Annotated in this window: 26 protein-coding genes; 10 read left to right on the top strand and 16 right to left on the bottom strand. The window is 69.8% G+C overall.

The genetic code is table 11. The features are described from left to right. Positions 1–32: 32 nt before the first annotated feature. Positions 33–1,478, bottom strand: a complete 1,446-nt coding sequence (gene gnd, locus ON30_RS32495; RefSeq protein WP_040713888.1) for an NADP-dependent phosphogluconate dehydrogenase — start codon at positions 1,476–1,478, stop codon at positions 33–35. Between the two features lie 188 nt (positions 1,479–1,666). Here gnd and ON30_RS32490 point away from each other — a divergent pair, with 188 nt between their 5' ends. Then, positions 1,667–2,191, top strand: coding sequence for a TspO/MBR family protein (locus ON30_RS32490; RefSeq protein ID WP_040713886.1), 525 nt, complete (start codon positions 1,667–1,669; stop codon positions 2,189–2,191). A gap of 4 nt (positions 2,192–2,195) precedes the next feature. Here the strand turns inward: ON30_RS32490 and ON30_RS32485 are convergent, their stop codons facing one another. The 4 genes from ON30_RS32485 to ON30_RS32470 form a co-directional block, all read right to left on the bottom strand. Then, positions 2,196–2,384, bottom strand: coding sequence for a hypothetical protein (locus ON30_RS32485; RefSeq protein WP_040713884.1), 189 nt, complete (start codon positions 2,382–2,384; stop codon positions 2,196–2,198). Between the two features lie 32 nt (positions 2,385–2,416). Then, positions 2,417–4,564, bottom strand: coding sequence for an amylo-alpha-1,6-glucosidase (locus tag ON30_RS32480; protein ID WP_051030306.1), 2,148 nt, complete (start codon positions 4,562–4,564; stop codon positions 2,417–2,419). Then, on the bottom strand, positions 4,561–5,751 hold the full coding sequence (locus ON30_RS32475; RefSeq protein ID WP_051030313.1) for a glycosyltransferase family 4 protein: 1,191 nt from the start codon (positions 5,749–5,751) through the stop codon (positions 4,561–4,563). The genes ON30_RS32480 and ON30_RS32475 overlap by 4 nt, the downstream gene beginning before the upstream one ends. A gap of 1,052 nt (positions 5,752–6,803) precedes the next feature. After that, a complete protein-coding gene (locus ON30_RS32470) occupies positions 6,804–7,523 on the bottom strand; it encodes an 8-oxoguanine DNA glycosylase OGG fold protein (protein ID WP_245554316.1) in 720 nt (239 codons plus the stop codon). A gap of 316 nt (positions 7,524–7,839) precedes the next feature. Between ON30_RS32470 and ON30_RS32465 the strand changes: the two genes are divergently transcribed. Continuing rightward, a complete protein-coding gene (locus tag ON30_RS32465) occupies positions 7,840–8,469 on the top strand; it encodes a hypothetical protein (RefSeq protein WP_157184026.1) in 630 nt (209 codons plus the stop codon). A gap of 142 nt (positions 8,470–8,611) precedes the next feature. On the opposite strand, the gene ON30_RS32460 is transcribed toward ON30_RS32465, so the two are convergent. Further along, positions 8,612–9,529, bottom strand: a complete 918-nt coding sequence (locus tag ON30_RS32460) for a LysR family transcriptional regulator (protein WP_040713968.1) — start codon at positions 9,527–9,529, stop codon at positions 8,612–8,614. A 174-nt stretch (positions 9,530–9,703) separates the two neighbouring features. Between ON30_RS32460 and ON30_RS32455 the strand changes: the two genes are divergently transcribed. Continuing rightward, positions 9,704–11,182 carry an FAD-dependent monooxygenase gene (locus ON30_RS32455; protein ID WP_063719996.1) on the top strand — a complete coding sequence of 493 codons (1,479 nt, stop codon included), beginning with the start codon at positions 9,704–9,706 and terminating at the stop codon, positions 11,180–11,182. 13 nt (positions 11,183–11,195) lie between these two features. On the opposite strand, the gene ON30_RS32450 is transcribed toward ON30_RS32455, so the two are convergent. Then, entirely contained in the window at positions 11,196–12,398 is a 1,203-nt protein-coding gene (locus ON30_RS32450; RefSeq protein WP_040713879.1) for a site-specific integrase, read from the bottom strand. Between the two features lie 25 nt (positions 12,399–12,423). Then, on the bottom strand, positions 12,424–13,014 hold the full coding sequence (locus ON30_RS32445) for a TetR/AcrR family transcriptional regulator (protein ID WP_040713876.1): 591 nt from the start codon (positions 13,012–13,014) through the stop codon (positions 12,424–12,426). 81 nt (positions 13,015–13,095) lie between these two features. Between ON30_RS32445 and ON30_RS32440 the strand changes: the two genes are divergently transcribed. Beyond that, positions 13,096–13,521: a tautomerase family protein gene (locus ON30_RS32440; RefSeq protein WP_040713874.1), complete on the top strand. Its 426-nt coding sequence runs from the start codon at positions 13,096–13,098 to the stop codon at positions 13,519–13,521. A gap of 32 nt (positions 13,522–13,553) precedes the next feature. Here the strand turns inward: ON30_RS32440 and ON30_RS32435 are convergent, their stop codons facing one another. Continuing rightward, on the bottom strand, positions 13,554–14,567 hold the full coding sequence (locus ON30_RS32435) for a HEAT repeat domain-containing protein (RefSeq protein WP_040713871.1): 1,014 nt from the start codon (positions 14,565–14,567) through the stop codon (positions 13,554–13,556). After that, positions 14,554–15,258: a HEAT repeat domain-containing protein gene (locus ON30_RS32430; protein ID WP_040713963.1), complete on the bottom strand. Its 705-nt coding sequence runs from the start codon at positions 15,256–15,258 to the stop codon at positions 14,554–14,556. The genes ON30_RS32435 and ON30_RS32430 overlap by 14 nt, the downstream gene beginning before the upstream one ends. Before the next feature lie 234 nt (positions 15,259–15,492). On the opposite strand from ON30_RS32430, the gene ON30_RS32425 reads away from it, so the two are divergent. Both ON30_RS32425 and ON30_RS32420 read left to right on the top strand, forming a co-directional pair. Next, positions 15,493–15,948: a MerR family transcriptional regulator gene (locus ON30_RS32425; RefSeq protein ID WP_040713961.1), complete on the top strand. Its 456-nt coding sequence runs from the start codon at positions 15,493–15,495 to the stop codon at positions 15,946–15,948. A gap of 98 nt (positions 15,949–16,046) precedes the next feature. Continuing rightward, positions 16,047–17,066 carry a zinc-dependent alcohol dehydrogenase family protein gene (locus tag ON30_RS32420; RefSeq protein ID WP_040713868.1) on the top strand — a complete coding sequence of 340 codons (1,020 nt, stop codon included), beginning with the start codon at positions 16,047–16,049 and terminating at the stop codon, positions 17,064–17,066. Between the two features lie 268 nt (positions 17,067–17,334). On the opposite strand, the gene ON30_RS39870 is transcribed toward ON30_RS32420, so the two are convergent. Then, positions 17,335–17,535, bottom strand: a complete 201-nt coding sequence (locus ON30_RS39870; RefSeq protein ID WP_040713866.1) for a hypothetical protein — start codon at positions 17,533–17,535, stop codon at positions 17,335–17,337. Positions 17,536–17,996: 461 nt separating this feature from the next. Between ON30_RS39870 and ON30_RS32410 the strand changes: the two genes are divergently transcribed. Further along, complete coding sequence (locus tag ON30_RS32410; protein ID WP_051030304.1) at positions 17,997–18,776, top strand: CPBP family intramembrane glutamic endopeptidase; 780 nt, start codon at positions 17,997–17,999, stop codon at positions 18,774–18,776. Between the two features lie 21 nt (positions 18,777–18,797). On the opposite strand, the gene ON30_RS32405 is transcribed toward ON30_RS32410, so the two are convergent. Continuing rightward, a complete protein-coding gene (locus ON30_RS32405; RefSeq protein WP_174387626.1) occupies positions 18,798–19,649 on the bottom strand; it encodes a DUF6461 domain-containing protein in 852 nt (283 codons plus the stop codon). 204 nt (positions 19,650–19,853) lie between these two features. Next, a complete protein-coding gene (locus tag ON30_RS32400; protein WP_245554315.1) occupies positions 19,854–21,149 on the bottom strand; it encodes a GAF domain-containing protein in 1,296 nt (431 codons plus the stop codon). Positions 21,150–21,415: 266 nt separating this feature from the next. Here ON30_RS32400 and ON30_RS32395 point away from each other — a divergent pair, with 266 nt between their 5' ends. Then, the gene (locus ON30_RS32395) at positions 21,416–21,769 is read left to right on the top strand and encodes a pyridoxine 5'-phosphate oxidase C-terminal domain-containing protein (RefSeq protein WP_083911860.1); all 354 of its coding nucleotides are present in this window, start codon (positions 21,416–21,418) and stop codon (positions 21,767–21,769) included. 152 nt (positions 21,770–21,921) lie between these two features. After that, the gene (locus tag ON30_RS32390) at positions 21,922–23,439 is read left to right on the top strand and encodes an MDR family MFS transporter (RefSeq protein ID WP_040713860.1); all 1,518 of its coding nucleotides are present in this window, start codon (positions 21,922–21,924) and stop codon (positions 23,437–23,439) included. Positions 23,440–23,491: 52 nt separating this feature from the next. Here ON30_RS32390 and ON30_RS32385 read toward each other — a convergent pair whose 3' ends face one another. The 3 genes from ON30_RS32385 to ON30_RS32375 form a co-directional block, all read right to left on the bottom strand. Further along, positions 23,492–24,298 carry a maleylpyruvate isomerase family mycothiol-dependent enzyme gene (locus ON30_RS32385; RefSeq protein WP_040713857.1) on the bottom strand — a complete coding sequence of 269 codons (807 nt, stop codon included), beginning with the start codon at positions 24,296–24,298 and terminating at the stop codon, positions 23,492–23,494. Continuing rightward, entirely contained in the window at positions 24,291–25,001 is a 711-nt protein-coding gene (locus ON30_RS32380) for a DsbA family oxidoreductase (RefSeq protein WP_040713855.1), read from the bottom strand. Before ON30_RS32380 ends, ON30_RS32385 begins: the two co-directional genes overlap by 8 nt. Positions 25,002–25,075: 74 nt before the next feature. Then, on the bottom strand, positions 25,076–25,279 hold the full coding sequence (locus tag ON30_RS32375; RefSeq protein ID WP_040713852.1) for a hypothetical protein: 204 nt from the start codon (positions 25,277–25,279) through the stop codon (positions 25,076–25,078). 172 nt (positions 25,280–25,451) lie between these two features. Here ON30_RS32375 and ON30_RS32370 point away from each other — a divergent pair, with 172 nt between their 5' ends. Next, positions 25,452–26,093: a DUF4097 family beta strand repeat-containing protein gene (locus ON30_RS32370; protein ID WP_040713850.1), complete on the top strand. Its 642-nt coding sequence runs from the start codon at positions 25,452–25,454 to the stop codon at positions 26,091–26,093. Positions 26,094–26,304 lie beyond the last annotated feature (211 nt).

Here is a 26,304-nt window from a genome sequence, read left to right as displayed (position 1 = left end):
CCGGGCCCGGCGGGACCGGGCCCGGCGGTGGGTCAGCCGGCTTCGACCTCGCTGCGGTCGCCGCTCCACAGCGTGTGGAACTTGCCCTCGGCGTCGACGCGCTCGTAGGTGTGCGCGCCGAAGAAATCGCGCTGGCCCTGGGTGAGCGCGGCGGGCAGGCGTTCGGCGCGCAGCGCGTCGTAGTAGGACAGCGACGAGGCGAAGGCGGGCACCGGGATGCCGAGCAGGGTGGCGGTGGCGACCACGCGCCGCCAGGAGTCGATGGCGGTCTCGATGGCCTGGCGGAAGTAGGGGGCCAGGATCAGACTCGGCAGTTGCGGGTTCTCCGCGTAGGCGTCCTTGATGCGGTTGAGGAAGCGGGCCCGGATGATGCAGCCGCCGCGCCAGATGGTGGCCAGGTCGCCGGGGTGCAGGTTCCAGTCGTATTCGGCGCTGCCCGCGGCGATCTGGTCGAAGCCCTGGGCGTAGGCGACCACCTTGGAGGCGTAGAGGGCCTGGCGGATGTCCTCGGTGAACTGGGCTACGTCGGTGGGCTTGTCGGCCAGCGTGCCCGAGGCCAGGCCGCGGGCGGCTTCGCGCTGGGCGCGCGAACCGGACAGGGCGCGGGCGAAGACGGCTTCGGCGATGCCGGTGACGGGGATGCCGAGGTCCAGGGCGGCCTTGACGGTCCAGCGGCCGGTGCCCTTCTGTTCGGCGGCGTCGACGATGACGTCGACCAGGGGCTTGCCGGTCTTGGCGTCGACCTGGGCCAGGACCTGGGCGGTGATCTCGACCAGGTAGCTCTCCAGGTCGCCGGTGTTCCACTGGGTGAATACGTCGGCGATCTGTTTGGCGTCGAAGCCGAGGGCGTCGCGGAACAGGTGGTAGGCCTCGCCGATGAGCTGCATGTCGGCGTATTCGATGCCGTTGTGCACCATCTTGACGAAGTGGCCGGACCCGTCGGGGCCGATGTGGGTGCAGCAGGGGGTGCCGTCGACCTGGGCGGCGATGGATTCCAGCAGCGGGCCCAGGGATTCGTAGGATTCGGCCGGGCCGCCGGGCATGATCGAGGGGCCGTTGAGCGCGCCTTCCTCACCGCCGGAGATGCCCGCGCCGACGAAGTTGAGGCCGCGTTCGGCCATGGCGGCTTCGCGGCGGATGGTGTCGGTGTAGAGGGCGTTGCCGCCGTCGATGATGATGTCGCCGGTTTCCATGACCGCGGCCAGTTCCTCGATGACGGCGTCGGTCGCGTCACCGGCTTTGACCATGATCAGGACGCGGCGCGGCTTCTCGAGCGCGGCGACGAATTCCTCGATGGTCTCGGTCCGGACGAAATCGCCGTCGCCGCCGTGCTCGGCCAGCAGCGCGTCGGTCTTGGCGATGCTGCGGTTGTGCAGGGCGACGGTGTATCCGTGTTTGGCGAAGTTGCGGGCGATGTTGCTGCCCATGACCGCGAGGCCGGTGACCCCGATCTGTGCGCGCGCTGCGGAGTTCGCCATCAATCAGCTTTCTTTCGTCGACGAGTGGTGGCCGGAGCGCCCGTATGGGCATCTCGACCCTTACTTTCTACCGTGCGCGCGGCGGTGAGCGGACACCGGGAGAACCGGGTGTCGGGCGCATCGTTTGCGCATCGAGTTCTCGGGTACCTCGCCGGCGAACGCACACCGACCCCGAGAGGATGATTCGGATGACGACCGGAACCGCGCGAAGCAATTCCGGGTGGGCGCACGGCTCGCCGTATTCGCCATGGGCGCAGGCGGGTGGTCTGGTGGTGTCGCTGCTGGCCGTGCTGGTGGTCGCGACGATCGGCAATCTCGCCGCGATGTCCTCCGGTGAGCAGTACGACCGCCTCGACACCCCCGCCTGGGCGCCGCCGGGGTGGCTGTTCGGTCCGGTGTGGACGGTGCTGTACCTGCTGATCGCGGTGTCGGCGTGGCTGGTGTGGCGCGGTGAACCGTGGCGCGCGGTGCGGACGCCGATCGCCTGGCACGTGGTGGCCCTGGTGCTCAACGCCGCGTGGACGCCGCTGTTCTTCGGCGCGGAACTGCGCGGGGCGGCCTTCGCCGAGATCCTGGCGTTGATCGCCGCGATCGCGGTGACCTTCACGCTGTTCCTGCGCCACAACCGGGTGGCCGCGGCGCTGCTGATCCCGTACCTGGCCTGGACGCTGTTCGCCGCGGCGCTCACCTTCGCGGTGTGGACGATGAACTGAGCTCTCAGGTGACGACGCTCGCGTGGCCGTAGCAGAACGCGGCCGCGGCGAGGTATTGGCGGCATTCCGGTCCGTGGCCCGCGTGCGTGGCGCACAGGAAGCGGGCCAGGTCCGGATCGAGATCGAGAGGGTCGGCGTGGCAGTCGCGGTGGCGCGCGCTCCACAGATCGCTGGTGTCCCGTGAGGTCTGCATCGGTGCACTCCTCGAGAGTCGGTGTCGCGAATTCAGCGGGTGACCAGATTCCATTCGTCGGGGACGCGCGCGGTGGTGACCTGCCCGGCCTCGGCCTCCAGATCGATGGTGACCTCGCCCAGGCGCAGATCGCCGAGCCGGATGCGGCCCCAGCCGCGGGGGATCACCGGTCGCACGGTCAGTGTGCGGCCGGGCACGTCGGGGTCAAGGCCCAGGAACGAGCGGACCAGCAGCAGCGGCGCGGCGCTGGCCCACGCCTGCGGGGAACACGAGGTCGGATAGGGCACGGGCACCGAGAACTGGTCGCGGGAGAAGCCGCAGAACAGCTCCGGCAGCCGTCCGCCGAATGCCGACGCCGCGTCGAGTAGTCCGCCCGCCAACCGGGTGGCCAGGTCGACCGCGCCGGGGATGTGGCGGTAGCGCAGCAGGCCGGCGACGCCGATGGCGGTGTCGTGCGGCCACACCGACCCGCAGTGGTAGCTCATCGGGTTGTAGGCGCCCATCGCCGAGGACAGTGTGCGCATGCCGAACCCGGTGTCCATCGCGGTGGTGCCCAGGCGCTGGATCAGCTCGCCCGCGTGCTCGTCGCTGACGATGCCCGTCCACAGGCAGTGGGCGACGTTGCTGGTCAACGCGTCCACGGGCCGTTTGCGACCGTCCAGGGCCACCGCGAACCAGCCCTGTTCGGGCAGCCAGAACTGTTCGGCGAACTTGACCTTCAGCTCGGCGGCGCGCTCACGCATCAGCGCCGCCGTCTTCGGGTCGTCGAAGGATTCCGCGAGGCGGGCGCGGGCCAGGAACGCCGCGTAGGCGTAACCCTGCACCTCGCACAGCGCGATCGGCGCCTCGGCGAGATGTCCGGCCGCGAAGTTGATGCCGTCGAAGCTGTCCTTCCACCCCTGGTTGACCAGGCCGCGGTCGGTGGCGCGCTGGTATTCGACGAACCCGTCGCCGTCGCGGTCGCCGCATTCGGTGATCCAGTACATCGCGGCGTCGGCGGCGGGCAGCAGATCGGCGATCGCCTCGGAATCGGCGCCCCAGCGGTGTGCTTCGGCCAGCAGCATGACGAACAGCGGTGTGGCGTCGACGGTGCCGTAATAGGTGTCACCGCCGAGCACCTGACCGCTGGCCGGGCCGCGGCGCATCTCGTGCATGATGCGCCCGGGCTGCTCCTCGGTGAGCGGGTTGGTGTCCTCGCCTTGCAGATCGGCCAACTGCTGCAGGGTGCCCAGGGCCAGGTCGACCTCGAGCGGCAACGTCATCCAGGCGGTGAGCAGGCTGTCGCGACCGAACAAGGTCATGAACCAGGGCGCGCCCGCGGCGACGAACGGGCGGCCCTCCCCGCTCTCGTCGTGGATCTGCAACGCGCCCAGATCGCTTTCCGATCGGCGCAGCACCTGGGTGAGGGTGGCGTCGGAGGCGCTGATCTTGGTGGCCGTGTCGCGCCAGGCCGCGATCTTGCGGCACGGGGCGCTGCGGCGCTGGCTCTCGGCCTGCGCCTGGGCGTGCTGGTTGCCGACGGTGGGATGGGCGACGATGTCGGTGTGCCAGCGCCCGCCGGGCGGCACCACCACCCGCCACGACAGCGATCCGGGCAGCACCGAGGGCTCCATGGTCGCCGAGATCGAGATGCCGCGCATGCGGTCGACCCGGTCGTGCAGCAGCAGTTCGGTCTCGGCGACGGTGATGTCGGCCCGCACGTGGCCCGCGCGTCCCTCCTTCACCGCGAACAGGTCCACGAAATCGGCCTCGACGTGCAGCTCCAGGCTGACCGCCGTGGGTTCGCGGCCCATGTTCTCCAAGGTCAGCCGTTCGTGCATGCCGTCGGCGATGAGCCGTTCGCGCAACACCAGCAGGGTGCTGTCGGCGTGCCCGGACTGCGGCGGCCGCCGCAGCACGAAGCGCGCCGTGAACGCTTCCGGACTCAGCACCGACAGCGATTCGGCCGGTTTGCCGTCGACGAGCAGTTCCCACCGTGACAGCACCCGCGCGTCGCGGAAGAACAGGCCGTGCGGCCGGCCCGGCTCGACATCGCCGAGCCGGTTGGACAGACAGAACGTGCCGCCGTCGACGAGGGTGACCGACCCCCCGCAGCCGCCGAGCGCGGTCGGCTCACCCGAGTTCAGGGGAGCCGGGCTCGGCGCGGCGGAGGCGGGTGTGGTCCCGGAATCGGAACTCATACGGGCTCACTGGCCACGGTCCGGATCGGCACGGTCTTGTCGGTGCGCGCGACCAACGTGCGTCGACGCGCGCGCAGCAACCGCGAATACACCTGCTCGTAGCCGCGGCCCATGCTGTTGGCGCCGAAGTTGGCCTCCACGTGGGCCCGGCAGGCGGCCGGGTCCATCGCGCGGACCTCTTCGATCGCGGCGGGCAGTTCGCCGGGGTCCTCGCAGATGCGTCCGGTGACGCCGTCCACGACCACTTCCGACACCGCGCCGCCGCGCAGGGCGACCACCGGTGTGCCGCAGACCATCGATTCGATCATCACCATGCCGAACGGTTCCTCCCAGCGGATCGGGAACAACAAGCACCGGGCGTTGGCCAGCAGTTTGCGCTTGGCCGTGGCATCGGCGAGCCCGAACACGTAGTCGTCCGAGGTGAGCAGCGGACGCACCTTCTCCTCGAAGTAGACCTTCTCCGGCGCTTCGCTGCACTTGCCCGCCAATACCAGAGGAATTCTAGCGGCGTGGGCGGCTTCCAGGGCCAGATGCGGCGCCTTGTCCTCGTTGAAACGTCCGAGGAACAGCGCGTAGTCGCCCTTGTCGGCCTGGAACGGGAAGCTCTCGACGCGCAGCGAGTTGTGCACGCGCCCGTGCCAGTTCAGGTCGGGGGCCAGTTCGCGCTGGCGGTCGCTGATGGCGACCAGCGAGATCTCCTCGCCCAGTTCGCGATAGTAGGTGTAGCAGTCGTCCTGGACCGGTCCGTGCACGGTGAGCACCGTCGGCAGGCCGAGCGCGGCGTAGGCGGGGGCGTTGAGCGGCCCGGCGAAGGTGTGGTCGTGGACGATGTCGATCCCGGAGGTCGCGGCGATCCGTTCGATCGCGCGGCGGACCTTCAACGCGTGCACCACTTCCGGGAACGGCTCGCCCAGGCGTTCGGGCAGCGCGCGGTCCCAGACGGGCACGAACTTGGCGGTGGTGCCGGGTTCGCCCGCACCGATGAGGGTGACGTCGTGGCCGCGGGCCACCAGCGCGTCGACCAGGTCGGCGACGACGGCTTCGACGCCGCCGTAGGCCTTGGGCGGGACGTCGAAGTACGGCGGCACGACCATCGCGATGCGGAAACGTTCACCGACGTGGTCGGTGGACAGCAGATCCGAGGAAGCGATATGGGTGGGAAGCGACGTGGACAAACCTGCGCTCATGACCTTCCTTCCAACCGTTACATCCACCCAGCACTCGGTGCGCTGGGCGCCGAACGTGGTGGCCGCCTCGGCGGAGGTGAAGACCGGGCCTGCACCGCCGTCCATCGGGCTTGGTCGGACTGATCGCAGGAGTGCGACCAGGGGGGCCGTGAGAAACGTACCTCCAAATGAGCGCACAAATCAGCCGGATGGTCGCGGAATTTCACACGCGCCGTTCCGGGCAGGCGATTACGGGCGGCTCAGCGTCCGCCGTTACCGAATCGGGATCGGGTGGAGTCGGATTTCCTCACGAATGTCGTTGTGCGGGCGCGGGAGTGGTCGCGGGTGTTTCCGAGGGCGTGGAGACCGGCGTGTCGTGGTGTCCGTATTCCGTCGAAAAGCCGTGGACCAGCGGAGACACACCTAGCTACCTGTGAGTAGCCAGAAAATAGCTCTCGGTGTGCCGCGGGACGGACCTGGCGTGTGGCGCGATGTCGTGGAGTCGGGCGACCTACGGTGCCGTGGTGCGGGAGCGACACGGCGGGCGTCGCCGGTTGGGCAAGGCAAACCTCACGATCTGCGACGGGAGGATCGGATGTGTACGTCGTGGTGGGCGAGCGGCGGTACGCGGATCGCCCGGTTCTTCACTGGCGTCACTGGAGATCGCGACAAGTTTGCCACGGTTGTCCACGAAGCGCAGCATTCGGCACGGCATGTCTTCGGGAAGTCTGCGTGGCGATTTTCTCCGGCGCGCATCTATTCGCTCGATCGAAACGGCGGAAAGGTGAATGGCGCGCGCCCGGCCAAGTTCCGTCGAGGGACTTCCGTGCGGACACGATAAACGATCTTCGGTCGAATCGTGCTGTGCGGTCAACGGAATTCATGGATTCCGATTCGTGCGCCCATCGAATTCCGTTCGACGGCACGGATTCGGGCGAACGCCGGGATCGTCGGCCGACCCGAGGATCGATCGCCAAATGAGCGGGGGCGCTCGCCGGGCCGATGTGCGAGAACCGGATTCGGCTGTCCGGCACGCTTGGACCCGGTCCTCGAGTCGGGACTCTCCAGTACGATCAGCCGCCGCCCCGCTCGAACAGCCAGCGCTCGATGACATCCGCGCGCTCGATCCCGGCCGCCAGACGCCAGCGGCCCAGCAGGTCGTTGTAGCGCTGGTAAGCGCTTGCCGACCAGGGACTCGTGCGCGGCAGCGACCGCCAGCCCATCCCGCGCAACGTCGCGGCCACGCGCGCGTCGAGGATGCAGCAGGGATGCTCGGGCGTCCCCGCGCCCGCGAAGTACAGGAATTTGGTGAAGAACGCCGGCCCCAGCGACCTGATCGCGTTGCGCCGATCCTCCGGACGCAACAGGCCGTAGGCGCCGGCCGGGTCGGTGCGACTCCGGCGCGCGGCGTCGCACAGGACCCGGGCGGCATGCGGGGGATCGGCGCACACCGCGGCCAAGCGGGTCCGCACATTGCGCACCGAAGGGCCGCTGCCCCAGGCCACCGCGTTCCACAGCAAGGTCAAAGCGGCGTCGGGGTCCTCGACGGCCCGCGCGCCGAGCGCGAACAGGTCGCCGCGGCTGATGGACTCGCCCACCAGCGGATTCGGCAGTCCCCGCGCGGCGAAGGTCTGCCGCCACCACGCGACGTTCACCGTGACCCGATGGTCGAAGATGTAGCACTCGGGACGCAGCGTGGACCAGCATCGTGCGGCGTCGTCGGGGACTTCGAGGGTCGACAGATCGGTGGCGGACATGTCGACCAGCATTGCCCCGAAACGCGAATCCGTCACCGAAGCAGGTGTATCGGGTCTCTCACAGCGCGTGTCCGCACACGGGTCGTGATTTCGCTGTGCCCGTGGGTATTCCACGCCGAGGGACCGGGAGTGAAGCGCTAGCTGTTCGGAAATTCGGGCGGCGGCGGAACAGTAACCGACCGGCGACCGAACCGGATGGCAAAACCGCTGGTAGTCGAAGTTTCTCGGCGCGTCGGCGGGGTCCGGCCGTGTCGCGTCGCCCGTTCGGGGCGCATTGTGAGTTCGCACCCATCCGCGCAGCCGTCGCCGCCGAAGACTCGATGTCACCCATCGACTCGAGAAAGGTCAGGTCGTGCGAGCTGGTGCCCCGCGAGTACAGCCGTCGACGCCCGCGATTCCCGACCGGCGCGCCTCACCGCCCCTCCGGTCGCGCGCGCGGCGCGGGCCGTTGGTCTCGATGGTGGCCGCGGCCCTGCTGATCGGTGTCTGCGTGGCCACGCCCACCCACGCCCAGGCCCCCGCGGGTCCGGGCCCGGGCTTGTTCACCATCCGACCCCTCGACGACCTCGACCGGGTCCTCACCGTCGAGCCCGCCGCGCGGACCGCGACCTTGGAGACCGACGCCGACGACCCCGCCCAGACCGTCCGGGTCCGTCCCGTGCGCCGCCTCTACAACCTGTTCAACCAGCGCAGCGACGGCTACCTCGACAACGGCGCGGGCCGGGTCGACTGGACCGACCGGATGTCGGAATGGCAGGTGGTCGCCGTCGACGGATTCGGCGCGGACGTCTTCCTGATCCAATGGCCCGACCTCGACGGCACACCGCTGGACGTGGTCACCTATCTCGGCGACACCACCCCGCCCGAGGTGCGCCCGGCCGCCGCCCCCACCGACCCGGCCTACCGCGCGCAACTGTGGAAGTTCGAGCGCGCGCGGGAGAACGAGCCCCGCACCGGGACCCTGGAATCGGACCCGAGCTGATTCAGCGCGGGCGCACGGTGAGGATCTGCTGGGCGCAGCCGATCGCGCCTTGCGTGTCGTAGAGCCCTCGGAGGTCGATTTCGCCTCGTGCCGTTGCGGCACTGCGGTATTCGCCGATCCGGCGCTTTCCGGACGATCGAATTCAGCGCATCGGTCGCGTCGATCGCTTCCCGGCCGCGAGCAACGTGCGGTGCAGGGCCAGGGCCGCTTCGGAGGGCGGATGGGCGCGCGAGGCCGCCACCGCCAACCCGGTCGTCTGGGGCAGGGTCGCCAGATCGACCGGGGTGAGGCCGGAGCGGGCCGCGATGGCCTCCTCGGGGACGAACGCGATCCCCAGTCGGCGCTCGACCATCACCAGCGCGGTGGCGATGTCCTCCACCTCCAGACGCACGGCGCGCTCGATGCCCGCCTCGCCGAACATGCTGTCGACGATGGTGCGATTGCCCCAGCCCTCGGGGAAGTCGATGAACCGGCGGTCGGCGAGATCGGCGCAGGTCACCCGACGCGCGGCGGCCAGCGGGTCGTCCGCGCGACACGCCAGGCCCAAGCGCAGGCGGCCGATCGTGTCCACGGCCAGATCCGGGCCGAGCACCGCGGAGCCGTGCAGGGGCGCGGGTAGCAGCATCAGGTCGAGACGGCCCTCGCGCAGCGCGGCGGCGTGACCGGTCAGCGGGCCGACCGACAGGACCAATCGGACCACGACGTCGGGATGCTCGGTCTGGAAGGCGTCCAGGGCGGCGATCAGGTCGAACGAACCCGTCGAGAGTTGGGTGCCGAGCGTGACCGTCCCGCTCAGCCCGCCGGTGAGTCGACCGATGTCGTCACGCGCCCGCTGGGCTTCGGCGAGCAGACTCCGGGCGTGGGCCAACAGCACCCGTCCGGCGGCGGTGAGTTCCAGGGTGCGGTGCGCGCGGGTCAGCAGCGCCGTGTCGAATTCCTGCTCGAGTCCGGCCACCGCGGCCGAGGCCGCCGACTGGACGATGTGCTCGCGTCGAGCGCCGCGCGTGAAGCTGCGTTCCTCGGCGACGGCCACGAAGTAGGCCAGCTGACGCAGGTCCATACCCATCTCCATCTGCGATGACAGACAGCAGAAAGCATCGTTGGACACGATACGCGCGCGGCGACGATCGTGGAGTGCAGCGCGACCCCCGAAGGACCACGGAAAGGATCAGCGCCATGGCCGTCACCTCGACCCGTAACGGACCGCTGTCCTCGAACGCGACGGAGGACCGCCATGACCACCGCTGAACGCCGCGTCGAGGTCCTGGTGATCGGCGGCGGGCCGACCGGGATGACCGTCGCGGGCGATCTGGCCAGGTCGAGACGCTCGGTCACCGTGCTGGAACGCTGGCCCGCCCGCAACCCCGCCAGTCGGGCCTTCGTGACCATGGCCCGCACCCTGGAAGTGCTCGACAGTCGCGGGGTGGCCGCGAATCTGCTCGCCGAGGCGGGCGTCACCGACCGGATCGAGATGTTCTCCGGCGCCGCGTTGGACCTGTCCCACCTGCCCTCCCGCTACCCGTACGGGATGATCCTCGCGCAGTCCGTCGTCGACGAAGCCCTGGAGAACTACGCCCGCGACCACGGCGCGACCGTGCGACGCGGAACGGAAGTCGTCGGCATCGACCAGGACGCGGACGGGGTCACCGTCAGCACCCGCCCCAAAGGCGGCGGCGACCTGTCGACCTGGCGCGCCGACTACGTCGTGGCCGCCGACGGCGCGCACAGCACGATCCGCGCCCTGCTCGGGATCGACTTCCCCGGCAGATCCGTGCTCAGCTCCGTGGTCCTGGCCGACGTCCGACTCGCCGACGGGCCCTCGGGGCCGGGACTCACCCTGGGCAGCACCCGCGACGTCTTCGGCTTCCTCGCCCCCTACGGCCCGCGCCGACCCGGCTGGTATCGGTCGGTCACCTGGGACCGTCACCGTCAACTGCCCGACACCGCGCCCGTCGAGGAAGGCGAGATCTCCCGCGTGCTCGCCGAGGTCATCGGACACGACGTCGGCATCCGTGAGATCAGCTGGCACTCCCGGTTCCACTGCGACGAACGTCAGGTCCGCGACTACCGCCACGGACGGATCTTCCTCGCCGGGGACGCCGCCCACGTGCACTCCCCGATGGGCGGACAAGGCATGAACACCGGTATTCAGGACGCCGCCAATCTCGCCTGGAAACTCGATCTCGTCCTCGCCGGAGCCGATCCCGCCGTTCTCGACACCTACGACCGGGAGCGTCGACCGGTCGGTCGCCGCGCCGTGCTGCAGAGCGGGGCGATGATGCGCGCGGTCACCCTGCGGCCCGTGCTCGCCCGCCGACTCCGCGACCTGCTCGCCCCGCTGCTGCTGGACATCGGCCCGGTGCGCGACGCCATCGCGGGCAGCTTCTCCGGTGTCACCCTGCGCTATCCGCGCCGACTCGGCCAACACCCGTCGGTCGGCGCCCGCGCCACCGAAGTGCCGCTGGCCGAGGGGCGGGTCACCGAGTCGCAGCGCACACCCGGCTTCCTGCTGATCCGCGAACACGACGCCGACCCCGTCGACACCACCCTCGCCCAGGCCCGGCGCACCGACCCGGGCCCCGCGCTGCTGGTCCGCCCCGACGGCTACATCGCCTGGGCAGGCCCCAGCGCCACCGCCCGCGGCCGCGACGGCTGGGACACCGCCTGGCGCGCGTGGACCGCGGGGGTCGGGCAACCCGCGCCGGTCCCGTGACCGGCCACCGTCGTCACAGGCCCAGGCGGGTGACCGCGTTGTCGTCCAACGGATTCGCGGTGCGGATGTAGCCGTGCACCGTGCGCGGATTGGACCAGCGGCCCTGGCGCATGATCTCGCGGTCGCTGGCCCCGCCGAGCGCGGCCTGGGTGGCGAAACCCGCCCGCAGCGAATGCCCCGAGAACAACGCCGGGTCCAGACCCGCGCGGGCGGCATAGCGTTTGACCAGTTCGGCGACCGCGCGGCCGGACATCGGCGCGGAACCCAGACCACCGTGTCGGGTGATCGTCGGGAACAGCGCGGCATCGGTGAGGGTGGTGCCGGAGAAGCCGTGGCAGCGATGGATCTTCGGGGCCGGCTCGGCGGCGGAGGCGAGATGGGCGCGCACACCGGCGTCACCGTGGGCGCGATGCACCTCGAGCAACGCCACCCAGTCGGCGTAGGCGCAGATCGGGCAGGTGCGCGGATGCTTGCCGCGGGGGAGCGCGACACGCTGTTCTGCGGTGCCCGTGGGATCGGTCTTGGTGGTGGGCAACTGGATCAGCAGGATCGGGTCGCCGGTGCCGTGATCCAGGTGGACCCGCACGTCGGTGACCCGCAGCGCGGCCAGTTCACTGCGGCGCAGCGCGCCGGCGAACCCCACCAACAGCACCAGCCGATCCCGACGCCGGGCCGGTTCGGTCGGCCACCCCGGGTCCGGCAGACCGCCCAGCAGTTGGTCCAAGGTGTGCAGCAGGATCGGGCGCTTGCGCGTCGGCTGGGTGCGGCGACTGCGGCGGATGCCGCGCAAGGTCAGACGCACCACGTCACTGCGGGTCGGCGCGGGCAGACCGTTGGCGGCGTGCACGGCCGCCAACGCCGCCGACTTGCGTTCCAGAGTGGCCGCGCCGAACGCCCAGTCGCCGTTGTCGCGGCGCGCGTCGGCGGCCGCGGCCAGATAGACCGCCACGTCCAGCGGATCGGCGGGCAGCGCGCACCGACCCTCGCTCGCGCACCACCCGGCCCAGGCGATCCAGTCGGTGCGGTAGGCGCGCAACGTATTCGCCGACTGCGACGCCTCCAGGTAGCGACGCAGGGATCCGGCCTGGTCGTCGTCGAAGCGTTCCCGCACCAACCGCAGCGCCGCCGCGTCCACCAGGACACTGCCCACCCCGCGCCGCAATTCGGTGCGCACCGCCTCCGGCACCGCCACCACTACGGCGTCCTGTTCGCACACCCGACTCTCCCCGTCCGACACCCGTTCAGCTCTGGTCCAGACTATGCCCGTCCCCGAGTGTTCGGCGCACCAGGACCTCGAGCGCGTCGGCGGTGTGATCCAGTGCGGCGGTGCTGCGTTGGGCCCGGCACATCGCCACCGTGCCCTCGATCGCGGCGACGATCGCGGTCGCCGTGGCGTGCGCGTCGCTCTCGTGCGCGCCGTGCTCCCGCAACGACCCGGCGATCAGGTCGATCCACCGGTCGAAGGCCGCCGCGGCCGCGCGGCGGGGCGCGTCGTCGGTCTCGGGTTGCTCCTCCACCGACACCGCCAGCACCGGGCAGCCCGCGCGGAAATCGTTGTCGAGTACCACCGTGCGCCACAGCGCCACGAACGAGCGCAGACCGGCCACCGGCCCCGCCGCCAACTCGGCTCGCAGCATGCGGGTGATGTAGGCGTCGGCGAATTCCACCGCCTCGGCGGCGAGTTGGGATTTGCCGCCCGGGAAGTAGTGGTAGGTCGAGCCGAGCGGCGCGCCGGAGTATTTGGCCAGTTCCCGCACCGTGGTGGCGTTGAGCCCGCGCCGCCGCAGCATGTCGGCGGCACCCGCCACCATCAGCTCGCGCGCCTGCGTCATCTGCCGACCTCCCTTGCCTATCACGATCGTCATAGCGTAGCGTTCGCGTTGTATAACGGTCGTTATAACCGAGGAGTTCCCATGCCGATGATCCAGCTCACCCTGCCCGCCGGAATCGTGGCGCCCGAATCCCGCCGCGACCTCCAGAAGACCCTCGCCGCGACCCTGCTGCACTGGGAAGGCGCGCCCGACACCGAGTTCTTCCGCGCGCAGGCGTGGTGCCGCATCGACGAAGTCCCCGAAGGCTCCTTCCTGAGCGCGGGTGACGAACTGCCCCGCTTCCGCGTCGACGTCACCGTCCCCGAAGGCGCCCTGTCGGATCGTCGCAAGGCCGGACTCGTCCAACAGGTGACCTCCGATGTGCTGGCAGCGGTGGGCCTGGGCGAAGCCGACGCGCTGCGCGTCTGGGTGCTCGTGCACGAACAGGCCGAAGGCACCTGGGGCGCGGCGGGCAATATCGTGCGCTTCGCCGAACTCAAAGCGGTCGCCGCCCAGCAGCGCGGCTGACCTCGCGCCGTGGCCGACCCGAGCCGGGAGGTTCACGAGGCCGGGTCGGTGTCGGGTGCGCGCATGGTGACGAAGGCCGACGCGATCATGGCCACCGTCGCGTCACCGTCACGGGACAGCATGCGCAGCACCCGCAGCGCGTGCTCACTCGGAATCTCGGCCAGCGCCTGAGCCACCCGGATCCGCACCGCCGTCGAATGCGCGTCGAGTTCCTCGAACAGCGCCTCCACGATCGGGCCTTCGAAACCGTGGTTCGAAGCGAGCGAGCCCAACACTTCGGCGGCTTCGACATCGTTGATTCCGTCGACCACCATGCCCAGCAACACCGGCATGGCATCGGTGACGCCGCGCCCGCCCAGCGCGAGCGCGGCGTGGCGGCGCACGGCCGGGTCCTGGTCGGTGAGCGCGGGCGCCAGCGCCGCGCTCGACTCCTCCCCGGGGATCTCGCTCAGGGCCAGCACCGCGCGACGGCGAATGTGCTCGTCCGAGGAGGACAGCGCGGCCGCCATCGCCGCCACCCCGTCGGCGCCCGTGCGCGCCAACGCCCACCGCAGCGCGCCCGCCACATTCGCGTCGGCTTCGGCGAGCACCGCCTCGGCCAGCAGTTCCAACGGCACCGGCACGTCGTCGGCGGGCGCGAGCACGGCCTGCTGTCGGCGGGCGGGATCGGGGGAAGTCAACGCCCGCAACAACTCGATGGTGCCCAGCACGCCTTCCCACTCGGTCGGCGCGGAGGCGTCCACCGCGCGCAATCGGGCCAGCAGTTCCTGTTCGCGGCGCACCCGTTCCTCGGTGCGCCGGATCAGATCGGCCACCAGATCGGACGGGGTGAAGGCCGGATCCTCCAGTGCCCGCCCGATCTGACGCAGCGACAACCCGAGCGACCGCAGACTCTCCACGTGGAAGATCCGCCGGATGTCCGCGTCGGCGTACTCGCGGTAGCCGCCGACCGTGCGCCCCGTGGGACGCACCAACCCGAGCGCGTCGTAATGCCGCAGCATCCGAGTGCTCACTCCCGAGCGGCGCGCCACCTCACCGATCAGCATGCTGCCCCGCCCCGTGCGGGTCGAGCGCCGCCACGCGTTCCGGACCCAACGCGACCACTCTCTTCGCCTCCTCGAGTACCGGATCGTCGGTGCCGTCCGGATCAGCCAGCATGCGTGACGTCGCCCGGGCGTGGGCGCTCACGGTGGGGTCGGGGCTGACGCGCGCGTCGGCCAGCACGGGTTCGACCACCTCGCCGAGCGCGACCAACGCCCGACTCAGACTCCGCCACATCTCGCCGTCACCGCGGCCGAGTTGCGACGTCAATTCCTCGGCCAACCACGGCCGTTCGGCCTCGGGAGCCAGCACCACAGCGGCCCGCCATGCGCTACGAGCCACCTCGTCATCGGGATCGCGCAGCACCGCCGCGGTGAGCGCGGGCCACGCGCCGACATCCCCGATCTTGGACAGCGTATGCAGCGCCTGGGCCCGCGCCTGCCCGGACCCCGACTGTAATTCCGCGACCAACGCGGGCACCGTCAGTTCGCGCGGCAACCGCGTCAACGCCCACGTCAACATGTCGCGGACGAAGAAATCCGGCTCGACCGCGCACCGCTCCACCAACGCCTCGAGCAGCCCCGGATCGGGCCGCGTGCCCGCCGCCAACGCCGCCCGCAGCCGCGTCGAGGAGTCGACGGCGCCCAGCGCGTCGCGCAAGCGACTGTCGTACTGATTCCTCGGTGTCGTAGTCATCGGGACCACCTCCTCGGCACCCAGTGAAGACCTTGCCACGATGTGAAGGTCAAGCCCCGCCGATCACCCCTGCCCGAGATCCTGTCTTCCCGCCCCGGATCTCGACCTGGAGGGACAACGGGCCGATGACCGGATCTCGCCACCGGCCGGGCCGCACATCACACCGCATGCTGTGCCCCGACCTGCGGAAACTTCCGTTGACTTCGAGTGCTCGAAGTTTCTACGGTGGAGGGGGTGGCAGCGAAGATCGGCGAGCACACGTACACGATCAAGGAAGCGGCGGCGGTGACCGGGCTTCCCGCCAGCACGTTGCGGTATTACGAGTCGATCGGGGTGATCGCGCCGGTGGGCCGGGGAGCGACCAGCGGGCATCGGGTGTACACCGACGAGGACCTCAACCTGCTCGTCGGCGTCGCGTGTCTGGCCGCCACCGGCATGTCCGTCGGTGACATGCGGCGTTATGTGACGAACGGACAACTCGGCACGGCCGCCGCCGGCGAGCAGATCGCGCTGCTGAGCGAGCGGGCCGAACGGCTGGCCGAAGAAGCGCGGTTGATCGGGATCCGACAGCAGTACGTCACGATCAAGATCGAGTACTGGCGCGCGGCCGCCGCCGGTGACGACGCCGAAGCCGAGCGGCTCGCGATCATCGCCCGGTCCCTGGTGAAGCAGCTCAAACCGGAGAAGTAGGCAACCAGCCCGCGAGCGGACCGCCCTACGGTCCGCGGTTCGACCCTGCCCGAAATCAGGTGCGGGCGGACACAACTACGAGTAGAGGAGTGCGTCTCATGCGTCAGGTAGTCATGACACGACCGGGCGAGATCGTGGTCGAGGACCGTGCCGATCCATCGATCGTCGAGCCGACCGATGCCGTCATCCGGATCGCCGCAACCTGCGTCTGCGGGTCCGATCTGTGGCCGTATCGCGGTGTGCAGGACGTCGATCACCAGGTCATGGGGCACGAATACGTCGGTGTGGTGGAACAGGTCGGCCCCGAGGTCGAGAAGGTATCGGTGGGCGATTTCGTCGTCGGATCGTTCTGGGCGTCGGACAATACCTGCGAGATCTGCCGCGCGGGCTACCAATCGCACTGCGTGCACCGCACGATCATGGGTGCGATCGGCACCCAGTCCGAGCGGGCGCGCATTCCGCTGGCCGACGGCACGCTGGTCGCCACGCCCGGTCGACCCGACGCGGACCTCATCCCCTCGCTGCTCGCCGCGTCCGACGTTCTGGGCACCGGCTGGTTCGCCGCGGACACAGCGCAAGCCGGTCCGGGCAAGACGGTCGCCGTGGTCGGCGACGGCGCGGTCGGTCTGCTCGCGGTCCTCGCCGCGCGGCAGATGGGCGCCGAGCAGATCATCGCGTTCAGCCGCCACGCCGACCGCCAGAAATTGGCCCGCGAGTTCGGCGCGACCGACATCGTCGAGACACGAGGCAAGGAAGGCGCCGCCGAGGTGGTGGCCTTGACCGGCGGGCTCGGCGCGCACAGCGTCGTCGAGGCCGTCGGCACCCAGGAAGCCATGATGCAGGCGATCCACTCGACGCGCCCGGGCGGGCACGTCGGCTTCGTCGGCGTCTCCTATGACGTGAACATCCCGGGCGAGCTGCTGTTCGGCACCGGCATCCACCTCGCGGGCGGCCCGGCGCCGGTACGCCGGTATCTCCCCGAGCTGATCGACCTGATCTGGAACCGCGAGGTCGACCCGGGCAAGGTCTTCGACCTCACCCTCCCGCTCGATCGAGCAGCCGAAGGCTACCGAGCCATGGACGAGCGCCGCGCCATCAAGGCGCTGCTGACGGTCTAGACGCCCGGCACCCGAACCCGACGACAACGAGGACGTTGTGCGATACAGCAGGAGCGACGGCTCGACCGCGACCGGGCCCGCCGACTACTTCACCGGCGCCGTCTACATCGACGGCATCCGTGATCCCGACGAGCAGACCGCCCTCGGTTGCGCCCACGTCCGGTTCACACCGGCCAGGCCGTCACATGGCTGGACCACGTCAGCGACGACGACTACACTGCGGCACAAGCAGCACGATCCACCCCGCCCACTCCTCGGCGAGGCCAGCTCAGGTAGTCCGTTGCCGCCGAAAGTGCGCACCGTCTGCTCGACCCGCACCGATCGCGCACACCACGAACGCGGTCACGTACTCGTCGTCATGAGGCAACCGCGCCGTCCGCCATTCCCACTGCACCTCGTTCGCGGGACGGTGATCGGTTTCGGAGCGGATGACCAGCACGGGATCGCCGAATTCGTCGCCGGCGAGCACCGCGACGACGCTACCCGGGGGGTAGCGCGACCCGAATCAGACCGCCGAGCGGAAATCACCGAAGTGGTACGACCGTACCGGCGAGCCCACTTTTTCTGACATTGCGTTGCACTTTCGTTGGGTTTGTATAAACCAAACGAAACGAAAGTGTCGGCCGACGATTTCGAGAGGATGACAAAGCCTGACCTCCGATAAGGTTCACTTATCGGAGGTCAGGCTAGGGGCTCGGTTCATGCACACGGAAGGGTAAGTGCGCCGACCGTAGTGATGCCGGGCTCCGGCCGGCTCGGCTCCGAACCTCGGTTGTGGGATTTCGCTGATGTGCCGCGCTTTCTACGCGCCGGCCACGTCACTGTGACAATGTCCCCCTCTATAGGGGGAGAGTCGACCGACGAGCGATCCTCGCTACCCGCACCACGATTCGGCATGCGGTGGAACCTGGTTGTCCCTATGGTTGCCGGATGAGTACTGGTGAGGTGGAGACGGTGGTTCAGGAGAAGTCGCGACGCTTGTCCTATCCCCTGTTCGCCGCCGTCGTGATCGCCTATCTGGCGATCATTCAGGGCGGCGGCATCCTGATGGAGCGGCTGACCGGCGAGGACGACTTCCTGTCCACCCGCGGGGTCGTCTACGGCATGATCATTCCGCTCGGCGTCGCGCTGGTGTTCACCTACGCCGTCATCGGCTACCTGGGTTTGCTGAAACCGGTATTACACGAGGATCATCCGACCCGGCGGTGGGTGCGCGTGGTCCCGATCGTGTTCGTCGTCGCCATCGTCGGCGGGATCAACTACGCCGCGCTCGCGGACAAGGGCTGGCTGTATGTGCTGGTCCTGCTGATCGCCACCCAGTTCGTCGGCTGGGGTGAGGAAGGCATGTTCCGCGGCATCGGTGTGCTGGTGTTCCGCGAGCACGGGCTCACCGAAGGGCGGGTGGCGCTGTGGTCGAGCGTGGTATTCGGCGCGGTGCACCTGACCAACGGCCTCACCCACGGCGTCTCCGCGCTGCCGCAGGCGATCATGGTCAGTCTCGCCGGCTACTTCTTCTACCTGATCCGCCGGGTGAGCCGGGGCAACGCCGTCAACTCGATCCTGCACGGACTGTTCGATTTCACCCTGCTCACCGGCACCGCGATCCTCGCCGACCAGACCTTCTATCCCGGAACCCTGCTGCCCATCCTGGTCTATCCGGTACTCGCGATCGTCCTGCTCGTCGGCCGCCACCGCATCGAACCCGCGTGACTGCTCACGCGGCTTCGGGAATCAGGCGCAGCGTGAGCGGATGGGCGTGCTCACCGACGACGGCACGGACCGGCGTCGCCATCGCGGCGAAGCACCCGGTGCAGGCACGTCGGAGGCGGCGGTCGGCCCACCTGGCGCCACCAGCGTGCCCCTTACCAGCATGCGCACCGGGTCACGCGGTGTGGTGTGGTCGGGAGGTGACCACCGGAAAGCGACAGGTCCGACGAGCAAGGGCTGGTCCAGCATGTCTGCCGTGAACGTCACTCCGGTGACCTTCTCCGCCAGGGCGAAAGTTCTCGGCACGACAAAGGTGTAGCTGATGTCCCAGTCGTCTTCGGGGTCGTCAGGGTCATAGGCAGGGTCGTCGTCGGTTCCGTCCAGGTCCATGCCCAGTTCGCGCATGTGGTCGTTGAGCCGGTCGGGGTCGCTACCCCAACGGTCATGCGGTAGCTCCAGTCGGTGACCGGTCACGGTCGTCCCGTCGATCGCGTACTCGAGGCTGTGATCGGCGTAGCCGTGGATGGTGATCGCCAGAACCTCACAGTCACGCGACAGTTCGGCCAGCACCTCGCGGTCGGTCATCCACCACTCGACCGGTTCGATGGCCACGCTCCACGCACCGGCCCGGAACACGCCCACGTGACCGCCTCCGTGCGCGCTGTCATTCTTGCGGACGAATTCGGCCGTCCTGTGGTTGAGCTCTTCGAAGTCCGACTCCCGACTGGAGTCGTCACCTCTGCTGAAGCGGCGCACCACCTCCGACGGGTCGAGGGGTCGAAAGAAGCCGATGCTGTAGATCTCGCCCAGCGGGTCCACTCGGCTCTGGGATGCGTCGAGCCACTGGAACGGGGCCAGGGGATCAGGTGTCGACATAGGTGTCATGGTGGCAGACCCCACCGACAACATTCGATCGTCCGGAACGCCTGACCGGCTCGCTGTCCCCAGCGTGGATTCCCTTGGCTCCGTTGACGTCCGGCAGGCTCGCCGGGCCGGTCCGCCTGCAATGGTTGCTGGAATCACCGATGTCGGACGCCTGCGCACCGCCGGGACTTCCGTCCACGGTCCGGGCGTGAGCGGTCAGCGGGCGAGATAGGCGGCCAGTCCGCCCTGTTCCTCGTCGGCGATGAACACCGACCGCACGCTCAGGATGGCTTCCTCGACGTGGATCGGGCAGCCCCACGCGGCGTCACCCCACGAGTCGGCGATCTTGATCTCCGCCGCCGACGCGCCCCCGGCGTCGCCGCCGAGTTGGCAGCGATCGGGATGCGGTTTCGCGGCCTGCGCCGCAGCGGCGGCGCGCAACCGCGCGGCGAGGTCGGCGGCGGCCTCGGCCCGGCGTTCGGCGTCCGCGCGCAACGCGTGTTCGGCCCGCAACGCCTCGGCCAGTTCCGCGCGGGCCGCCTCGGCGCGCGCTTCGGCGGCCGATTCGGCCTGCTCGATCCGGTGCCGTTCGATCGCCAACGACGCGGTGTCGGCGAAAACCCTGGCCAACGCGAGATCGCCGTCGTGCGGGACCCGGGGCGCGCGGTGATACATGGCGAAGGTGCCGAGCAGGGCGCCGTCGCGGGCCAGGATCGGTGTGGACCAGCACGCGCCGAGTCCGGCACGCGTCGCCAGTTCCCGGAATTCCACCCAGAACGGGTCTTCGCCGATATCGGTGACGATGACCGTCTCGCGTCGATGCGCCGCCGTCCCGCACGACCCGACGCCTTCGCCGGTGGCGATGCCGTCGATGGCCTCGTTGTAGAAGTCGGGCAGGCTCGGGGCCGCGCCGTGCCGCAGGTGCAGGCCGTCGGCGTCGGCCAGCAGCACCGACACCAGAACGTCTCCGGGAGTGAGGTTCTCGATGCAGCGCGCCATCCCGTCCAGCACCTCGGCCAGCGGCGCCTGCCGCGCGATCTGCTCGACCAAGGTGCGCTGTTCGGCCATCAACCGCTGGGCGTGCTTCATCCGGGTGGTCTCCACACCGAGCACCCGGATGCCGGTCACCGTCCCGTCGGCGGCGACGCACGGTTCGTAGACGAAGTCGAAGAACGCTTCTCGCGTGGGCGCGCCGACCGGCACGTCGCGGGTGGCGCGCGCCTCTCCGCTGCGATAGACCTCGTCCAAGGCCGCGACCACGTCTCGGCCGGCGGGCCCCGGTATCAGTTCGGCCTGCCGCGCCCCGACGCTACCGCCGAGCGCCGCGAAGAACGCCGGATTCGCGCTCCTCACCACATGATCCGGCCCCTCCAGGACAGCGAACACCGCGACCGAGGGCCCGAACAACGCGCGCAGATCCCCATCGACGGCGTCCTCGGCGACGACTCGATCCGCCTGCGCCGAACGCTCGCCCCGCACCGCCGCCATCGCCATCGCTCGCCCTTCACCCACCGAACACCCGGATCATTCGACCCGGACCGCGCCGAATCGACCCCAACAGGGTAAACGACCCGCCCGACGAATGATCCCGCCGCCGCACGGATTCGGCGGAGGTCTGGTGCCGCTGCGGTCCGGCGGTAGGGCGTGGGTGGATCTGCCCGCCGCCGTCGAATCCTGATCGGGCGGGTGTGGGCGAGGTGTCGCGGCTCGATAGGCTCGCGGCGACAGCCTGGCGGCGGGAGGGGGCACGGTGACGCGATCGTCGACGGCGGGGGGACCTGCGATCGGTGCTGCGGGGGTTGCCCGTCCTGAAAGGCGCCGCGCCGCCGTTCGATCCCGTGTCCGCGCCCGCGGATCCGGTCGAGTTGTTCGGCGACTGGTTCCTGACCGCGGTCGAAGCGGGCGTCACCGAACCGCACGCCATGACGTTGTCGACGGTGGCGCCGACGGGGCACCCGTCGGCGCGGGTGCTGATCCTGAAGGACGTCGACGCCGACGGCTGGCATTTCGCGATCAACGCCGTCAGTGCAGAGGTCGAATTCTGGCAGGGCGCGCCCGATCGACGTCACCAGCGTCTGCGCTACCTGCGCGCCGCGGACGAGGGCTGGTCCTCGACGCTGCTGTGGCCGTGATCGGACAGTCCGTTCTCGCGAGCTGAACCCCCGCGTCGCGCATCAGCGGGTTACCGTGGTGGCGGCAACCCGGCGGCACCGACTTCGGCGATCCGAGCCCGCAGCGCGGCGGTTCACGTCCTCGGTCTCGACCCGACGAACTGGAGCCCGATATGGACACATCCACCGAGAAGGTCTCGGACAAGCTCGACCGCGGCGTGATCGTCACCGGTCTGGTGATCGTGTCCGGGATGATCATGGTGGTCCTGGACACCACGATCGTGAACGTCGCGCTGGATTCGCTGAGCACCGAACTCGGGGCCCCGCTGTCGACGACACAGTGGGTGGTCACCGGCTACTTGCTGGCGGTGGCGCTGGTCATCCCGCTCACCGGGTGGGCGATGGACCGGTTCGGGCCGAAACCGACCTGGCTCACCGCGGTGACGTTGTTCGTGGCCGGGTCGGCGCTGTGCGCGGCGGCGTGGTCGATCGAGAGTCTGATCCTGTTCCGGGTGCTCCAAGGTCTCGGTGGCGGCATGCTGCTGCCCGCCGGGCAGGCGATCATCACCCGCGCCGCCGGACCCAACCGGCTGGGCCGCGCCATGAGCATCATCGGCGTCCCGATGCTGCTGGGGCCGGTGCTCGGCCCGGTCCTGGGCGGACTGCTCGTGGAATACACCAGCTGGCACTGGATCTTCCTCGTCAACGTTCCCGTCGGCATTCTCGCGATCGCGCTGGCGGTGTGGAAGCTCCCGCACGGCGACACCGTGCCCGAACGCGCCGGACTCGATCTGCCGGGACTGATCGTGCTGTCCGGAAGTCTGGTGAGTCTGCTCTACGGGCTGTCCCGGGCCAGCGCGCACGGCGGTTTCAGCGAATGGGGCGTGCTGTGGTGGCTGATCGGCGGCGTCCTGGGACTGGCCGTCTACACCTGGTACAGCCTGCGGCGCGGAGCCACCTCGATCATCGATGTGCGTCTGCTGGCCAACCCGCGATTCGCGGGCGGCGTGATCGCGGTCTTCCTCGTCGCCATCGGCCTGTTCGGCGGCATGCTGCTGCTGCCGCTGTACTACCAGACCGTGCGCGGGCAGGGCGCACTCGGCGCGGGGCTCCTGCTCGCCCCGCAAGGGCTCGGCGCGATCGTGGCCATGGTGGTCGCGGGCAGGCTCGCCGACCGGATCGGTGCGGGGTACGTCGTCCCCGTCGGCGTGGTGATCGCGCTGATCGGCACGTTCCCGTTCACCCATGTCGGCGTCGACACCTCCTACGGGTGGCTCAGCGTGGCGCTGTTCGTGCGCGGCATGGGGCTGGGCGCGGTCATGATGCCGACCATCGCCGCCGCCTACTCCAACCTGAGTCACGCCGTCGTCTCCCGGGCGGCCCCGACGCTGTCGGCCATCCAACAGGTGGGCGCGTCGCTGGGCAGCGCCCTGCTGGTGACGGCGCTGACGCAGCGGCTCACCGATCAACTCGGCGCGCGCGGCATTCCGGCGGGAGGCGGTGGCGCCGACCAGATCAGCACCGTTCCGCCGGAGGCCATGCCGCTGATCGGCCCGCTGCTGGCCGACGCGTTCGGCTACGCGTTCTGGATCGCTTTCGCCCTGACCGCGGTCATCCTGGTCCCCGCGTACTTCCTGCCCCGGCATTCGGCCCGCGACAAGGACGCGGCCCCGGTCGCGCCGGGCATCTGAGGCGCGCGGCCTGCAGCGCCGGCGTCTGAGCCGGTCATCCGCCGAGGCCGCGTCACATAGTGATAGCCGACGCCTCCAGCACGCGGTGACCGAGCAGGTGATCGCCCTGCACGCGCACCGAATCGGCGATCTCGTCCACCGTCACCCGACCACCGTAGAGGCGGGCGAACACGGGCGCGGGCAAGGTGAGGGTGACGGTCGGGTTCTCGGGTGCGGCGTCCAGGACGCGGGCGCGACCGTCGACCCCGATCGGCACGGTCCGCCCGAGCGGCCCGGTCAAGATGACGGTCACCGTGGAACCCGCGGGAGCGGCGGCGCGTTTGCCCACGATGTAGCCGAGTTTGCCGACCATCTCCTCGAGTGCGATCTCGGCGGCCTCGGTCTCCGTTCCGCCCGGGCGGGCGACGATCTCGCGCAGGTCCTGTTCGTGGGTCCAGCAGTCGAACACCCGAATTCGCATGAACTTGGCGTAGGTGCCCGGCCCTTCCGGGGTCCAGGAGGGTGCGTCGAATTCGGCGTCGGTCATCGCCGTCAGGGCGGCGGTGCGCGCGGCGACGACGGTGTCGAAGCGGTCGAGCAGGTCGGCGTCCGACAGAGCGCGGAAGTGGTCGACCCAGCGTTGGTTGAGCGCGCCGATCTCGTTGCGCACGTACGGTGCGGGCGTCCCGGTGGGTTCGGGGGCTTGCGCGCCGTCGAGGATCGACTCCGTGCCGACGATGTGAGCGAGGACGTCGTGCGCCGTCCACCCGGGGCACGGGCTCGGCGCGGCCCACTGCGCCGGATCGAATCCCTCGACCAACTCGCGCAGGGCACGCCACTGGCCCACCAGCGCGCCGACGACCCGTTCGCGTTCACTCATCGCGTTCTCCGTTCACTACGGCGTCGAGATCGATCACTCGGCCCCGGTCGATGCTGACCCAGTCCCGCCCGCGCACATAGGGCCGCAGACGTTCGGCGATATGCGCGGCATCGGCGGGCGACTTCGGGCGCTGCAACTCGAAAACTCCCGGCAGAGCGGCCATTCCGGTGACCACCTGCCACAGCGCCCGCGCCTGCGCGCCCTGCGGCGGATCGACCAGCACCGGGCCGAACAGGCACTGGCCGTCCTCGAAGAACAGGGTCGGCACGCCGAAACCGCCCGCGTCGGTGACCCGGGTGTGATCGCGGCGGATCTCGTCGTGGGTGGACGGGTCGGCCAGTGCCTCGTCCAAGGTGTCCGCGCCGAGACCGAGGTCCGCGAGCAGTTCTCGCGCGACCTCCCGACGGTGCGGGGAACCGCCGCGTTCGTGCAGTTCGGCGCCGATCGCGGCATACCAGCGGTCCAGGTCGGCCATGTCGCGGCGGCGCAGCACCGCCCCGACCCGCATCAACGACCACCCGTAGGACCAGTCGCGCTGCCAGGGGAACTTCTTGCCCTCGACGTGATTGATCCATTCCAGGCTGAAGAATCGCCAGTTCACCGTGACGCCGAGTTCGTCGCGCACCCGCCGGATCCACACCGAGGTCTGATACGCGAACGGACACATGGGATCGAAATGGAAGTCGACGCTGTCGGGGCTCATGCCGCACCTCCGTGACGATTGCCGTCCTCCATCCCGGCACCGTATCCACCGCGTGACCGACCGGTCAACCGGCCTCAGCGATCTTCCGCGCGAGCGAGCAGACCCGGCCAGGTCCGTGTGGAGGATGTGTGGTGGCCGCGATCGTCGTCCGGGTGTCCGGCGACGATGCCCAGGCTCGCCATCATGCCGCGCAGCCGCAGGTCGATCGCCTCGACGGGTTCGTAGTCGACGAAGGCCGCGAGTCGGTCGAAGAAGGTGCTGTCGCGCGGGAACAGCATGTCGACCTCGACTCCGGCCCGAAAAGCTTCCTCGACCTCTACGTATACGCATACTCTTGCGTATACGTATATTTGTACTTATAGTTAGTTCATCGGCCGGAACGGAACGCCCCGCCCGAGCCGGAATGCGAAAGATCGGACCACCGTGGTCCGCTAGAACGAGGAGACTGACATGCACCGCTTCCAGACCCCCGCCGCCATCACCGTCACCGCCGAACTGGCCGCGGGCGAACTGCGCGTCGTCGCCACCGACCGCACCGACACCGTCGTCACCATCCGGCCCGCCGATGCGACCGAATCCGCCGACGTGCGCGCCGTCGACAAGCTCCAGGTCGACTTCGAAGCCGGTGAACTGCGCCTGAGCACCACCCGCCAGTGGCGCGACTACACCCCGTTCGGCGGCGTCGGCTCGGTCGAGGTCACCGTCGAGGTGCCCACCGGTTCCCGGATCAAGGCCGCCGCCGGACTCGGCCGCATCCTCGGCCACGGCGAACTCGGCGCGTCCGAATTCGACATCGCCGCCGGCGACATCGTGGTCGAGCGGATCAGCGACACGTTCGCCGCCAAGGCCGCCACGGGCGATATCCGCATCGGTGAGGTCGTGCGCGGCGAGGTCCGGGTGGAGACCGCAACCGGCGAACTGGAGATCGGGATCGCGCCCGGCAGCGCGGTGCGCCTGGAGACCGACGCCGCCGCCGGATCGGTGCGCAGCGAACTCGCCCCGGTCGACGTGCCCGAGAACGGCGATATCGTGACCGTGCACGCGCGGAACTCGCTCGGCAACATCGTCATCCGGCACGCCGTCGCCGCCTGAGAGTGGTCGATCTCCGCACCCGGGTCGGCCTCGGAGTCGGCCCGGGTGGAGATCGCGCGGGCGGGTGCGGGCGACAGACTGTCCGTGGCGGCGTCGCGTTCAACTCCCTAGGGGGCGAACAGGAAGCCCGGAACTGGTCGCCGTATCGCTGGATGCTCCGCCCGGGAGTGCGGACCCTGACGCGCTAAATAGCGGGTCAGCGCGATTTGGC

The sequence above is a fragment of the Nocardia takedensis NBRC 100417 genome (assembly GCF_000308695.1).
In the GTDB taxonomy this organism is placed as follows: Bacteria; Actinomycetota; Actinomycetes; order Mycobacteriales; family Mycobacteriaceae; genus Nocardia; species Nocardia takedensis.
This window is presented reverse-complemented; position numbering and strand designations above follow the sequence as displayed.